Consider the following 12,447-nt stretch of genomic DNA (forward strand, 5'->3'; position numbering starts at 1 on the left):
CGCTAGCGAGCAACGGGACAGCTAGCCTGCTGCCAGTTCCTTTGCGCGAGCCAGAGCTGCAGCGGTTGCCTTGTCAAAAATCGACTTGAGGTCTGCAGCTTGAAGCTGCTCAACCGCACGCTCGGTTGTGCCCTTGGGGCTCGTAACCTGCTTACGCAGTTGCGCTGGCGAACTGTCGGATGACGCCAACAGCGCCAATGAACCCTCAAACGTTCCCGCCACCAAAGTCAGCGCCTGCTCGGGGGTGAACCCCATGTCAACGGCGGTGCGCGCGAATTCTTCGAGAATCAAGAACACGTAGGCCGGGCCCGATCCGGAGATGGTGCTGAGCGCATCAATCTGCGATTCGGGAGTCTCGACAACAGCGCCGACGGTGCCGAAAACGGCACGGCCAATGGCGAGATCTTCCTCGGTAGCGCGAGATCCGGCGCTGAGTCCGGTCACGGCCTTGCCGACGATCGCGGGAGTGTTGGGCATGGCACGCAACACAACGTTGTCGACGATGGCTTCCATCCGCGCGGTTGTGACGCCGGCGGCGACACTAACCACAATCGCGTCTGGCTCAAGGAACGGGGCGAGTTCGGCGAGGGTGTCGGGAATCATGTGCGGCTTCACGCCGAGCATAACCACTTTGGCACCTTTCACAGCACGAGCATTGCCGTCGGGAGTATTCTCCAAAGCGAACGACTCAACGCCCTCTGAACGCACGGCGGCAGCCTTCGCTTCCGTGCGGTTCGTCACACGGATGCCCCCGGTTACGGTCACCGAAGGGTCAAGTAGACCCTGCAGGATTGCACCCCCCATTGATCCGGCGCCGACAATTGCAATGCTTGGAAGAGAAGTAGTCACGTGAACATCCTAGGATTGATCCCATGAGCGCGTCTGGCGGAACCAAAGCAATCCTCGCGGCAATGTTGGCAAACGGCGGAATCGCTGTCACCAAATTCATTGCGTTTCTGATTTCCGGGTCCAGTTCGATGCTCGCTGAGAGCGTGCACTCGGTTGCCGACACCAGCAACCAGGCCCTTCTTCTGCTCGGCGGCAAGAAAGCAAAGAAGCACGCGGATGCCGAGCATCCGTTCGGCTACGGCCGTGAGCGCTACGTGTACGCCTTCGTTGTCTCGATCATCCTGTTCTCGGTTGGTGGCGTTTTCTCGCTCTACGAGGGTGTCAGCAAGCTGCAAGACCCCCACCCGCTCGAGCAAGCCTGGCTGCCGATCACCGTTCTGTTGATCGCGATCGTTCTTGAGTCGTTTTCGCTGCGCACCGCTGTTCGTGAATCAAACCTGGTGCGCGGCAAGCAAAGCTGGATCGCCTTCGTCCGCCACGCCAAGGCTCCCGAACTGCCCGTCGTGCTTCTCGAAGACGTTGCAGCACTGCTCGGCCTCGTGCTCGCCCTCTTCGGAGTCGGTCTCACGATCATTACCGACGATTCGCTGTGGGATGCCATCGGCACCATTGCCATCGGAATCCTGTTGATCATCGTCGCCATCATTCTCGGCATCGAAACAAAGAGCCTGCTCGTCGGCGAAGGCGCAACGGTAAAACAACGCAACCTGATCCGCGACACCATCAACGCGCACCCCGACGTGCGCTCGCTCATCCACATGAAGACGCTCTACCTTGGCCCCGAAGAGCTCATGGTGGCTGCCAAAGTTGATTTCGGCTCTCAAACCCGACTCGTGGATGTGGCCGAAAGCATCGATAGTGTCGAACGCAACGTTCGGGAGGCCGAGCCCATGGCCCGCGTGATCTACATCGAACCCGACGTCTACCGCCGCCCCACCGAAGCCGCTCCACCCACTGATGCCATAGTCATCAAGGGCAACGACTAAAGAAAGCACCCGACACCATGAACGTTGAACCCATAATTTCTGTACTCGTCGTCTTCCACATCCTCGGCCTCGCGCTGATCATCGGCTCATTTGCCCTCCAGCTGCGCCGCAAGCAAGGCTTCGAGTTCGGCACCATGCTCATCGGTGCCATCACTCAGCTCGTGACCGGCCTCGCCCTCGTAGGCCTTCTCCAGATGGCTGACGAAGAGGTCAACAACGCCAAGATCGCCGTGAAGCTGGTCTTCGCGATCGTCGTACTGGTGTCGGTTCTTGTCGCCCGTTCGCGCCAGGCCAAGGCGTTGACTGCCGGAACAAGCGAGAAGAAGGCCGCGCTGCCTTTCCTGCACCTCGCCGGCATGGGTGCCCTCATCAACGTGCTCGTTGCGGTGCTCTGGCACTAAGCCAGGGTGGTCCGTCGGCCTAGCGACGCCCAGCGGGCTAGCGGCGGGCTTCGAAGAAATCCGTAAGCAAGGCCGCACATTCAGCCTCTTGGATGCCCGCAACAACCTCAACCTTGTGCGGAAGCCGGCGGTCACGCAGCAAATCATTAACGCTGCCTGATGCGCCGGCTTTTTCGTCCCACGCCCCAAACACCACGCGCGGGATGCGGGCCTGCAGAATCGCGCCAGCGCACATCGTGCACGGCTCAAGAGTTACCACGAGAGTCATCGAGTCGAGCCGCCAGGAACCGGTGGCCGCGGCAGCAGCCCGGATCGCCACAACCTCGGCGTGCGCCGTGGGGTCGCCCGTCAGCTCCCGCTCATTGCGCCCGATGGAGACCAGATTGTCGTGCTCATCGAAGACGAGAGCGGCGACAGGAACGTCGGCAGAATCGGCCGTGAGCTTCGCCTCGGCGATAGCCCGCGTCATCCACTGATCGAACTTTGTCACAATCGGTTCTCCTATAGGCGCTGACCTCAAGTAGATTTAGCCTATGCGAGTTCACGTTGCCGACCACCCGCTCATCACGCACAAGCTCACCGTGCTGCGCGACAAGAACACCGCGGCCCCCACTTTTCGGGCGCTGACGGAAGAACTTGTGACCCTTCTGGCCTATGAGGCCACCCGTTCTGTGCGGGTCGAAGCGGTCGAGATTGAGACACCGGTCACCAAGACCACGGGTGTCGCCATCAGCTCCCCCAAGCCTCTTGTCGTGCCCATCTTGCGCGCCGGTCTCGGAATGCTCGAAGGTATGGTGAAGCTCGTTCCCACCGCCGAGGTTGGATTCTTGGGCATGGTGCGCAACGAAGAAACCCTGCAGCCAGACACCTACGCCGAACGCCTGCCCGACGACCTGTCGAACCGCCAGTGCTTCGTGCTCGACCCCATGCTCGCTACCGGTGGTTCACTCATCGCCGCCATTCAGTACCTCTTGGACCGCGGCGCTACGGATGTCACGGCCGTCTGCATCCTCGGAGCCCCCGAAGGTCTCGCCGCCGTCGAAAAGGCCATGGAAGGCCGCGACGTCACGATCGTGCTCGGCGCCCTCGACGAACGCCTCAACGAGAACGGCTACATTGTTCCCGGACTTGGCGACGCTGGCGACCGACTCTACGGACTCGTCTAACTCCAAAAATTGGGCGCGCAACTTGACAGAGGCGCGCTGCATGAAACATCATTGCAACCATGACTGTACAAACTCGCGACCTGACCGCCCTCGTGGCTTCCAGGACCGCTAGCGCGATGCTTTCGAGCACTGCGGTGGCTAGCGACGTTTCGTGTTGTCGAATGTGTGCCTAGTCGGCCAACCAGCGCCGGGCGTTTTCACCAGAGTTAGCGCCCCCAGATCTTCGTCCTCATAACGGCGTCTATCTCACTTGTCACATTTGTTTTTTTCCGAAGGATCACACCCTCATCATCAGAGGCCCTTCACCCCTTCTCCAAGGATTTCTGGAACCATGTCTCTCGCAACCATCGAACGTACCCCTCGCACCTCTTTCGCTCCGGCGGCCCCCGCCCTTGCGCCAACTCACGTAGCTCGTGAGCTGTCACTTGCCGTGCAGCCAGCGCGCGACACTCGCCCTGTTGCAGCTGCGGCTCCCGCCGTTCCTGCCGCGCCCGCAGCCGAGGCACCTCGCCTTCGCGCTGTACCTCAGGGAACCGAAGCCCGCGGCTTTGTGCTGTACGTCGGCATCGACGAGCTCAAGGCAGCAGCTGCCGGCACTGACCTGAGCGCCATTGTTGAGCAGCTCAAACTCCTCACGCAGCAACTCGTGCCGGGCTCCGAAACACACGCCGCTGTAGCCCTCGCCCCGGTGGGCGCCGGCGGACGCGACGTCGACGTCGTGCGCCTCGCCCTTCAAGACCCCTCAGCTCTTGCCAAGCACCGCCAGGCCGAAGAGCCAGTCGAGAAGCCAGCCAGCGGCGTCGTCGTTGACCTTTCCCGCAAGCGCGTGCTCATCGACGACGAACCTGCAGCGCTCACCTACAAAGAATTCGAGCTGCTGCAGTTCCTCATCCTGCGCGAATCCCAGACGATCGCTCGCGCCCAGCTAATCTCGACTCTTTGGTCTGCCGAAGACGACGAAGCTCCCAACGAGCGCACCATCGACGTACACATCCGTCGCCTTCGCTCCAAGCTCGGCGCGTACGAAGATGTTGTTCGTACGGTTCGTGGCATCGGATACCGCTACGACCGTCATCCGGATGTCTCGGTACGTTTCGCTTCGACCCCGAGCCCCGACTTTATCTAGGCTGCGAACGCATTGCCCGCGGACGACCAGCGGACAATACTGAGACGATGGAGATTCGATTCATCGCGGGCTTCGCAGCGATCACTACTGATTCGTCGCGCGACAACAACTTTTTTGTGAATGTTCTTGGATTGCCACTTCAGGCACCCGAGAGCGCACCGGAATCTGACTACGTTTCGTCAGATGACATTCCCGGGGCGAAACACTTTGGGGTCTGGCCACTCACCGACGCCGCACAATCGTGTTTCGGCAGCACGACTTGGCCATCCACCCATCCGGTTCCCCACGCCACTGTCGAGTTCGAAGTTGACGATGTTGCCAGTGCCGTCAAAGAGCTCGTCGAAACCGGCCACGAACTCATCCACGACACTCGCACCGAACCGTGGGGTCAAGTGATCGCCCGCCTTCAAACCGCCGACGGACTACTTATTGGCGTGTGCTTTACGCCGTGGCTGCGTGAAGACTGACCCCAACCAACGGAGAGCACGGCCTCGTGCCACACTGACCAGATGACAACGACTGATGCCACCCGGATGCCCGAGAAGATGTCGCGCGATCGGGCGGCCCTTGACGCTCTGCTCGACTCGGAGATCGTTGGGAATGTCGCCTACGTTCACGACGACGGAACCCCGGGTGTTTTGCCGACCGCAGTAGCGCGCCTCGACGATGAACTGATCGTGCACGGCTCCACCGGCTCGCGCTGGATGCGCCTCGTATCGGGAGCGCCCGTTGCGATCTCGGTCACAGCTGTCGGCGGCATTGTCGTCGCCCGCTCAGCATTCGAATCGTCGCTCATCTACAGCAGTGCCGTGCTGTTCGGGTCGTTCCGGATGCTCGAAGGCGACGAGAAATCGGCCGCGCTCGATGCCCTCACCGAGAAACTCATTCCCGGCCGCGGCGCCGAAGTGCGCCCCAACAACAAGAAAGAACTCGCCGCGACGCTCGTGCTCGCGTTGCCGATCGCGGAGTGGTCGTTGCGCACCTCCGACGACTGGCCCGAAGACACCGACGACGACATTGCGGGAGACTCCTGGGGTGGGCAAGTGCGGTTTGGGGCTCGAGCCGTGGAGGTTGTCGCCTCGCCCGACCTGCGCTCCGGCATCCGCGTGCCTGAGTCTGTTCGGGCATTCGAATAGCGGCTGTCCGCTAGCGGCAAACGCCGCCGCTCTGCCAATTCACCCCCGCTTTGATACGCTAAACGGGTAGCCGCAACGACGGCTCCCGACGACGGATCAGTACCGGGTACGCGACAAGACTGGCCAAGGAGACTGTTGTGTACTGGCTTGTTCTGATACTTTCTGGCGTGCTCGAAGCCGTCTGGGCTACCGCCCTCGGCAAGTCGGAGGGCTTCACGAAGCTCTGGCCGACGGTGATTTTCGGCGTCGCCATTCTCGTGAGCATGGGCGGCCTCGGCTATGCCATGCGCGAGATCCCTATCGGCACCGCCTACGCAATCTGGGTCGGCATCGGCGCTGCACTGACCGTGACCTACGCCATGGTGTTCGGCGGCGAGCCCATCTCGTGGGTCAAGGTGTTGCTCATCACCGGACTGATCGGATGCATCGTCGGGCTCAAGTTGGTCGACACGGCGCACTAGGGCGCTGCGAGTGGGGCGCGAACGTTCACGCGCTTCGCCGCTTCGCGCATCCACCTGTTGTTGACATTGCCAGCCTGCGATGTCAGGTGAAACGTGCGGCAACGTTCGCACTTGTACAGCGCTCTTTCTCGGCGGCGAGGGTTGCTCGACGCTGAGATCGCGCTCAACGCGCGGTAGGCCTGGGTCATGCTGGAATAGCGCAGTTTTGCGCAGGGAGTGTTGGGCAAGGAAGCACCTGTCGGTCGTCGCGAATAGATTGCGACGCGCTTCGCCTGAGTGACGACCGACGTCTGAAAACGCGACCTCATGGTCCACATCCAGGGGCCCCATTAATATGGGAAATCTGCCGCGCTCATAATGGCAGAAGCGGGCCTACAACCGCAACTGATCGCGCGATCTACCCGTTCTGGGGTATCGGCCGTTCCTCCTCGCACTGCCAGAATTGAGTGATGCTCGCGCGGGGGTGCGAGTCGAGGGGAATCGATGAAGCAAGCTGGACCACGGGATTGGTCGCCGCCCGAGAACAACAACTATCGTCCGGCAGATAGCTACCGTTACCCGTCGAATCAATCGACGACCACTTTCGCCCCGCGGAAGTTGGTGCGCAACGGGCCCGGACGACTCTCGCTGCTCTTCGGCATCATCGCTGCCGGGCTTGCCCTATTCCCCATCGCTTCGGCGGGAGCAGGGAACGGATACATTGCCTCCACGGTGGGAATCACCGCGATCGCCTACGGCTTCTACGCTCTCAAACTTCACCGATATCGGGAGGCTACCGCCCGACTAAGCCCGATAATTGGCATCCTTCTGGGAGCTTTCGGAACGCTTCTCATGACCGCACTCGTGGCCAACTTCTATCTCAACGGTGCCGCACTCAACTCCCCGATAACCTTCCAGGTCGCGCAGACAGAGTTCACGTTTGATTCGGAAGGCTTAGCACTGTCGACGCCCACCGAAAGCGCGCCTACTGGCGAGACCGGCCAGACCACCGAGATCATCGCGCCAGCGCCGGCCGCCGCGCCTGCGTCGTTCGCATCAGCCGACGAAGAACGGATGGCTCTCGTTCAACATTTAGGGACCGTGCAGTTTGTGCTGAAGCAGATCGCGCCGCAGAGCAAGCCCGCCAGCCTCAGCCTTGCCACCCCCGGTGGCACCCTCTCGACACCAGACGGGCACGCGCTCACGATCTTGCCCGAAGGCACCGTGGTCAACTATGCCCCCTCAGCCGATGGCTCCAATTACGTCATGACGCTCAAGGGCGCAACCTTTGGCAGCATGGTGCAGCTCGATACCGCAGTCGAACAGATCGTGGCGCTTAACTAGCTTTCCCCCTGAGCGAGCATCGCTTCGAGCGCCAGCCGAACGTCGCCGCTCATCTGCGCAGAAAGCACCCAATTTCGAGCTGTTTTACCCAGAAATGTTGGGGGTAGACAGAGTTTTCTGGAAATTTTCCAAAAATAACGGATTGGTAACTAGACAGCGTTATGTTTCCGTTATACATTCATAGAGCAGAAGTTGTTTGCTGTGGCAGCTACTGCGGAATGTGATTGCAGGACACTCTTGGTGCAAGGGCGAGGGTCGGTTTCATGCCTCTGAAACCGGCCCTCGAACTATTTAATCGGCGCCCAAGCGGCATAGGCTGACACGACGCCTAACCCGAATGGATGAACGTGACCACTGCTCCGCTGCATCCCGACGTTGCGTACGCCATTCAGGAACTCGGCGAACTCCTGCCCGAGACGACCCCGCTCGCGCCCGAGCCAGACAACGCCGAATACGGCGCCTTCACCACCGCCCCCGCCGGCACCCGGTTTCGGGTCGCGAAACTCACCCCCACCAAGCCCGGACTCTTCGTCACCGTCTGGCGCCGAGCCAGCGACGGCACCACCCAACCGCTGCGCAGCGACGACGGCACCCAGAACCTTGTCGTCATCGCTCGTGACGGCAACAACCATGGCGCCTTCATCTTCCCGCTCAGCACCCTGATCGCCCACGGCATCGTCTCAGTCGACGGGCACGGCGGCAAACGCGGCTTTCGCGTGTACCCGCCGTGGGCCGACACCCGCAATCGCCAAGCCCAGAGCACCCAAGAATGGCAGTGCGAACACTTTCAGCCGTTCAGCCCTCACTGAACTTGCCGACTGCAGATCGCCCGTCAGCCATCCCCGCGAGTGTGAGCTGATCCGTCTTCAATTTTGAGCTGCTGAATGGGGAACGGGATCTCAATGTCCGCCTCAGCGAGCGCCCGCTTGATCGCTTCGAGAGCCTGATCTTGCGCCTCGAGCGCCTCACGGCGATCCGGTGGATTAATCCAAAACCGAACCTCAAGGTTCACGCTGAAGTCGCCGAGTGACCTCACCAGCACCGTCGGCGCGGGCTCAGCGACGATTCCCGACAATCCATCAATCGCGCCAATGATCGCGGCGCGAGCATCCGCAATGTTGTCGTCGTAGCCGATACCGACCTCAACGCTGAGGCGACGGGTCTCATACGCCGTGTTCACCACGACCCGCTCGGTATACAGCTGGCTGTTCGGGATGACAACCACCCGATTGTCATACGTGCGCATCAGCGTGGCGCGCACCTGGATATCTACCACTTCGCCTTCGTGATCGCTCGATACTATTTGGTCGCCAATTCGGAATGGTCGAGTAATCAAGATCAGGATGCCCGACAACAGGTTCTGAAAAATGTCGCGGAACGCGAAACCGATCACCACACCACCAACGCCGAGGCTGGCAAAGAGCGAGGCCGGAGTGATGGTGGGAAAAATCACGGTCAGGGCCACCAACAACCCGAACCCCAGGATCGCCCACGCCACCAGCCTGCTCAGGACTACCTGCAGACCTTTGGGGCGACCTGCACGCTTCACCCCCGCACGCACCAGTTTCGCCACCAGCCACGAGATTGCCCAAAAGACGAGGAAAGTCAGAACGCCAAGCACCACGTTGGGCAGGGCCAGAATTAGCGATGTGAAGATGTTCTGCACCCGCTCGAACACATCGCTGAAATCGACCGGCTCCAGCCGCACACTGAAAGTTGTCATCGCCCGGTCCCCTTTTTCTCACGTCGTCTCCATCGACGACACCGAATGTTCTGCGCGAGTATACGCCTACGCCCTCCGCCCGAACTCACCAACAATTGCTAGCGTTGAGGGGTGAGCGGAAACCAGAATCAGCCCTCCATCGTGTGGCTGCGCAACGACCTGCGACTAGCCGACAATCCTGCGCTAACGGCGGCCGCGAGCGAAGGCCGACCGCTTGTTGTCGCTTACATTCATGATGAAACCGGCGACGGCATCCGACCGCTGGGTGCAGCGAGCAAGTGGTGGCTGCATCACAGCCTCATTGCTCTGGATGCCGCCCTGCAGAATCTAGGCGGCCAACTAACCCTGCGTCACGGCCCAGCCGCGCAGGTGCTGCCGGCGCTCGTGGACGAGCTCGGCGCCGCCTCGGTGCACTGGAACCGTCGCTACACGGCCGCCCGCGATATTGACGCCGGCCTCAAAACGAGACTGCGCGAGCAGGGGCTCGCGGTCGAGAGCCATCAGGGCAATCTGCTGAACGAGCCGTGGCAGATTCGCAATGGGCAGGGCGAGCCGTACAAGGTCTTCACTCCGTATTGGCGTGCCGCCCAAGATCGCCCGGTGCGGGACGCGCTGCCTGCGCCGACCGCAGCCGAGCTGAGCTGGGCCGCTGACTCCCCCGCGTGCGATGACCTCGCCGACTGGAATTTGCTCCCCACCCGCCCCGACTGGGCCGAGGGGCTGCGCGAAGCCTGGACTCCCGGCGAAGATGGCGCCCACGATCGCCTCGAGAGTTTTGTCGCAGAACGCCTCGCCGACTATCACCGCCGCGACGAGCCCGCCGTCGAGGCCACGAGCGGCCTGAGCCCGCACTTGCGGTTCGGGGAGATCAGCCCCACCCAGGTGTGGAACCGGCTGCGCGGCAATGGCAGCGGCTCCGGCACCGGCCCAGATGCAGACAGCGGCTCCGCCGACGTGCCGACCGCCGCACGCAAGAACATCGCCAAGTTCCTGAGCGAGATCGGCTGGCGCGAATTCTCCACCGCCCTTCTCTTCGACAACCCGCGGCTCGCGACCGACAGCTACCGCCCCGCCTACAACGCGTTCCCCTGGGGTTACACCGTCGACGAGATCGGCGCCGTCGACAAACCCGCCGGAATCGACGAGGTCGAGGCGTGGCGTCGCGGCCGCACCGGCATCCCCCTCGTCGACGCCGGGATGCGCGAACTCTGGCACACCGGCACGATGCACAACCGCGTGCGCATGGTCGTCGCGAGCTTCCTGATCAAGAACCTGCTCATCGACTGGCGAGCAGGCGAACAGTGGTTCTGGGAGACCCTCGTTGACGCCGACGAGGCCAGCAACCCCGCCAACTGGCAGTGGGTTGCCGGATCTGGTGCGGATGCCGCCCCCTACTTCCGCGTGTTCAACCCGGTGCTGCAGCAGAAAAAGTTTGATCCCACTGGCGAATACGTTGCCCGCTGGATCCCCGAACTCGGCACCGACGCGTATCCCGCCCCCATCGTGGATCTCGCCGAGACCCGTCGCGAAGCGCTCGAGGCCTACACGGCCGTGAAAGCAGCAGCAGCGTCAAACTAAGCATCCGGATGCAGCACCCGGCGGTTTTTCAGTTCCCCCTCAGGTGACGCTCAGGTGGTCCAACAGCCCCGGAAACATGCGGGTTTCAGGGGCGAATGCCGCGACATCCGACCCTCACCTTCGTCGATTCTGAAGAAAACCACACTGACCCCCAAACCGGTTACAGCCGCGCTCCGGAGTACTCATTGCGGCTCGAGAAAGCCTCGAGAAGCAGGACCTCCACGGAGGTCACCAACGTAAGAAGGAGTTCAGTAATGAACGCATTCACGAAGAAGACCACGATCGGCGCCACCGCTACCGCAGTAGCACTGATCGCAGTTGGAGCCGTTGCTCCCGCCATGGCAGCAAATGGCGACAGCGACTCCTCGACGAAGGACTACTCCTACTCAAACTCCACCAGCACCGACACCCCCGTCGTCGTTGCACCCGACGTCGGCGACGTTGACCTACTCGGAGGCAGCGCCCTCGACGGCGACATCCTGGGCGGCGGAATCCTGAACGGTGGCCTCCTCAACGGAAACGCCGTCGCCTCAGGCAACGAAGTAAATGCCCCCGTAGCCTCGGGCAACGACACCGCAGTAGGCAACGTGAGCGACTCCGCGAACGTCTCCGATGTAGCGAACGTCTCCGATGTAGCGAACGACGCCAACGTGTCTGATGTCGTTGACAACGCAACTCAGGTCACCGATGTTGTCGACAACGTTGCAGAGGTAACTGACGTTGTGGACAACGCTACTGACGTGGTCACCGATGTGACTGACGTTGTGAACGTTGACGACATCCTCGACGGTGTTGTCGACACCGACGACCTCATCGGTGACATCACTGGTGACCTTGGTCTCGACGGAATGTTCAACTAACTTTCTTCACCCGCTTGCCCTCGCCCGATGTTCTCCGGGCGAGGGCAAGCTTTCGTTAACTACGTCTCGCCGTAGTTGAATCTTCGGCTTAGGCTTGACGCATGTCAGTCACGGAACTCTCGGTCAGCACCCAGAACTACTTAAAGGCGGTCTGGGGCCTTTCTGAATGGTCAGATGTTCCCGTCACGGCCACGGTAATCGCCGAGAAAACTGGCTTCACTCTCTCGAGCGTGTCGGATGCGGTGCGTCGCCTCACCGATCAGGGCTTCCTTGATCACGCCCGTTACGGCTCCATCGCTCTCACCGATGTTGGTCGTGCTCACGCTGTGGCCATGGTTCGCCGCCACCGCCTGATCGAATCTTTTCTGGTGAGCGTGCTCGGCTACGGCTGGGATCAGGTTCACGATGAGGCCGAAAACCTTGAGCATGCCGTCTCTGACTTCATGGTCGAGCGCATTGACGAGTTTCTCGAACACCCCACCCGCGACCCGCACGGTGACCCGATCCCGAGCGCCGATGGCATCGTGACGATCCCGGATGCCGTGCAGTTGAGCCGCATCGCCCCCGGCAGCACCGTGGTCATCGAGCGTATTTCCGACGAGGATCCCGAACTGCTCAAGTTCTTCGAAGAGCGCGGCATCGTGTTCGAAGCGACCCTCAGTGTCAGTGCGGGCGCGCCGTACTCCGACGCGCTCGACGTGCAGGTCAATGGCGTTGGCGACGGCATCGCTCTCGGCCGCGGCGCCAGCGATGCCCTCTACGTTTCGGGCGGCGCTCTCACCGAATAGCGGCGAGCGAGCTACCGAGCGAACCGCGGTCGAGCTGGCCAGCGACTCGC

15 protein-coding genes and 1 riboswitch are annotated in these 12,447 nt (G+C 61.6%); of the genes, 12 read left to right on the forward strand and 3 right to left on the reverse strand.

The genetic code is table 11. The features are described from left to right. Positions 1-21: 21 nt before the first annotated feature. Entirely contained in the window at positions 22-849 is an 828-nt protein-coding gene (proC, locus tag FFT87_RS00910) for a pyrroline-5-carboxylate reductase (RefSeq protein WP_219949524.1), read from the reverse strand. Positions 850-872: 23 nt separating this feature from the next. Between proC and FFT87_RS00915 the strand changes: the two genes are divergently transcribed. Together FFT87_RS00915 and FFT87_RS00920 are read left to right on the forward strand one after the other, a co-directional pair. Next, on the forward strand, positions 873-1,835 hold the full coding sequence (locus FFT87_RS00915) for a cation diffusion facilitator family transporter (protein WP_219949525.1): 963 nt from the start codon (positions 873-875) through the stop codon (positions 1,833-1,835). Positions 1,836-1,852: 17 nt separating this feature from the next. Next, positions 1,853-2,236, forward strand: a complete 384-nt coding sequence (locus tag FFT87_RS00920) for a hypothetical protein (protein ID WP_219949526.1) — start codon at positions 1,853-1,855, stop codon at positions 2,234-2,236. Between the two features lie 37 nt (positions 2,237-2,273). Here the strand turns inward: FFT87_RS00920 and FFT87_RS00925 are convergent, their stop codons facing one another. Next, positions 2,274-2,705: a nucleoside deaminase gene (locus FFT87_RS00925; protein ID WP_219950640.1), complete on the reverse strand. Its 432-nt coding sequence runs from the start codon at positions 2,703-2,705 to the stop codon at positions 2,274-2,276. Between the two features lie 64 nt (positions 2,706-2,769). Between FFT87_RS00925 and upp the strand changes: the two genes are divergently transcribed. The 7 genes from upp (at position 2,770) to FFT87_RS00960 (ending at position 8,257) form a co-directional block, all read left to right on the forward strand. Beyond that, the gene (upp, locus tag FFT87_RS00930; protein WP_010205346.1) at positions 2,770-3,402 is read left to right on the forward strand and encodes a uracil phosphoribosyltransferase; all 633 of its coding nucleotides are present in this window, start codon (positions 2,770-2,772) and stop codon (positions 3,400-3,402) included. A 331-nt stretch (positions 3,403-3,733) separates the two neighbouring features. Next, positions 3,734-4,528 (forward strand): winged helix-turn-helix domain-containing protein, encoded by a 795-nt coding sequence (locus tag FFT87_RS00935; RefSeq protein ID WP_219949527.1) that lies wholly within the window; start codon positions 3,734-3,736, stop codon positions 4,526-4,528. A gap of 47 nt (positions 4,529-4,575) precedes the next feature. After that, positions 4,576-4,995, forward strand: coding sequence for a VOC family protein (locus tag FFT87_RS00940; RefSeq protein WP_219949528.1), 420 nt, complete (start codon positions 4,576-4,578; stop codon positions 4,993-4,995). Positions 4,996-5,037: 42 nt separating this feature from the next. Further along, entirely contained in the window at positions 5,038-5,664 is a 627-nt protein-coding gene (locus FFT87_RS00945; RefSeq protein WP_255559992.1) for a pyridoxamine 5'-phosphate oxidase family protein, read from the forward strand. 64 nt (positions 5,665-5,728) lie between these two features. Continuing rightward, a riboswitch (guanidine-III (ykkC-III) riboswitch) is annotated at positions 5,729-5,792 on the forward strand. A gap of 9 nt (positions 5,793-5,801) precedes the next feature. Further along, on the forward strand, positions 5,802-6,125 hold the full coding sequence (locus tag FFT87_RS00950; protein WP_197126173.1) for a multidrug efflux SMR transporter: 324 nt from the start codon (positions 5,802-5,804) through the stop codon (positions 6,123-6,125). A gap of 483 nt (positions 6,126-6,608) precedes the next feature. Then, positions 6,609-7,448 carry a hypothetical protein gene (locus tag FFT87_RS00955; protein ID WP_219949529.1) on the forward strand — a complete coding sequence of 280 codons (840 nt, stop codon included), beginning with the start codon at positions 6,609-6,611 and terminating at the stop codon, positions 7,446-7,448. A 341-nt stretch (positions 7,449-7,789) separates the two neighbouring features. After that, on the forward strand, positions 7,790-8,257 hold the full coding sequence (locus FFT87_RS00960; protein ID WP_255559993.1) for a MepB family protein: 468 nt from the start codon (positions 7,790-7,792) through the stop codon (positions 8,255-8,257). 23 nt (positions 8,258-8,280) lie between these two features. Here FFT87_RS00960 and FFT87_RS00965 read toward each other — a convergent pair whose 3' ends face one another. After that, entirely contained in the window at positions 8,281-9,171 is an 891-nt protein-coding gene (locus tag FFT87_RS00965; protein ID WP_219949530.1) for a mechanosensitive ion channel family protein, read from the reverse strand. Between the two features lie 111 nt (positions 9,172-9,282). On the opposite strand from FFT87_RS00965, the gene FFT87_RS00970 reads away from it, so the two are divergent. The 3 genes from FFT87_RS00970 to FFT87_RS00980 all read left to right on the forward strand — a co-directional run bounded on the left by FFT87_RS00970 (position 9,283) and on the right by FFT87_RS00980 (position 12,397). Continuing rightward, a complete protein-coding gene (locus FFT87_RS00970) occupies positions 9,283-10,749 on the forward strand; it encodes a deoxyribodipyrimidine photo-lyase (RefSeq protein WP_219949531.1) in 1,467 nt (488 codons plus the stop codon). Between the two features lie 254 nt (positions 10,750-11,003). Continuing rightward, on the forward strand, positions 11,004-11,609 hold the full coding sequence (locus FFT87_RS00975; protein WP_219949532.1) for a hypothetical protein: 606 nt from the start codon (positions 11,004-11,006) through the stop codon (positions 11,607-11,609). A 101-nt stretch (positions 11,610-11,710) separates the two neighbouring features. After that, positions 11,711-12,397, forward strand: coding sequence for a metal-dependent transcriptional regulator (locus FFT87_RS00980; RefSeq protein ID WP_219949533.1), 687 nt, complete (start codon positions 11,711-11,713; stop codon positions 12,395-12,397). The last annotated feature ends 50 nt before the right edge of the window (positions 12,398-12,447 follow it).

The sequence above is a fragment of the Salinibacterium sp. M195 genome (assembly GCF_019443965.1).
In the GTDB taxonomy this organism is placed as follows: Bacteria; Actinomycetota; Actinomycetes; order Actinomycetales; family Microbacteriaceae; genus Rhodoglobus.

What these genes read in the sequence shown, in the direction of transcription:
- FFT87_RS00945 (WP_255559992.1), top strand. Translation starts at nt 5,038, where the DNA reads ATGACAACGACTGATGCCACCCGGATGCCCGAGAAGATGTCGCGCGAT.
- FFT87_RS00920 (WP_219949526.1), top strand. Translation starts at nt 1,853, where the DNA reads ATGAACGTTGAACCCATAATTTCTGTACTCGTCGTCTTCCACATCCTC.
- upp (WP_010205346.1), top strand. Translation starts at nt 2,770, where the DNA reads ATGCGAGTTCACGTTGCCGACCACCCGCTCATCACGCACAAGCTCACC.
- FFT87_RS00925 (WP_219950640.1), bottom strand. Translation starts at nt 2,705, where the DNA reads ATGACGCGGGCTATCGCCGAGGCGAAGCTCACGGCCGATTCTGCCGAC.
- FFT87_RS00960 (WP_255559993.1), top strand. Translation starts at nt 7,790, where the DNA reads ATGAACGTGACCACTGCTCCGCTGCATCCCGACGTTGCGTACGCCATT.
- FFT87_RS00975 (WP_219949532.1), top strand. Translation starts at nt 11,004, where the DNA reads ATGAACGCATTCACGAAGAAGACCACGATCGGCGCCACCGCTACCGCA.
- FFT87_RS00980 (WP_219949533.1), top strand. Translation starts at nt 11,711, where the DNA reads ATGTCAGTCACGGAACTCTCGGTCAGCACCCAGAACTACTTAAAGGCG.
- FFT87_RS00965 (WP_219949530.1), bottom strand. Translation starts at nt 9,171, where the DNA reads ATGACAACTTTCAGTGTGCGGCTGGAGCCGGTCGATTTCAGCGATGTG.
- FFT87_RS00915 (WP_219949525.1), top strand. Translation starts at nt 873, where the DNA reads ATGAGCGCGTCTGGCGGAACCAAAGCAATCCTCGCGGCAATGTTGGCA.
- FFT87_RS00935 (WP_219949527.1), top strand. Translation starts at nt 3,734, where the DNA reads ATGTCTCTCGCAACCATCGAACGTACCCCTCGCACCTCTTTCGCTCCG.
- FFT87_RS00940 (WP_219949528.1), top strand. Translation starts at nt 4,576, where the DNA reads ATGGAGATTCGATTCATCGCGGGCTTCGCAGCGATCACTACTGATTCG.
- FFT87_RS00955 (WP_219949529.1), top strand. Translation starts at nt 6,609, where the DNA reads ATGAAGCAAGCTGGACCACGGGATTGGTCGCCGCCCGAGAACAACAAC.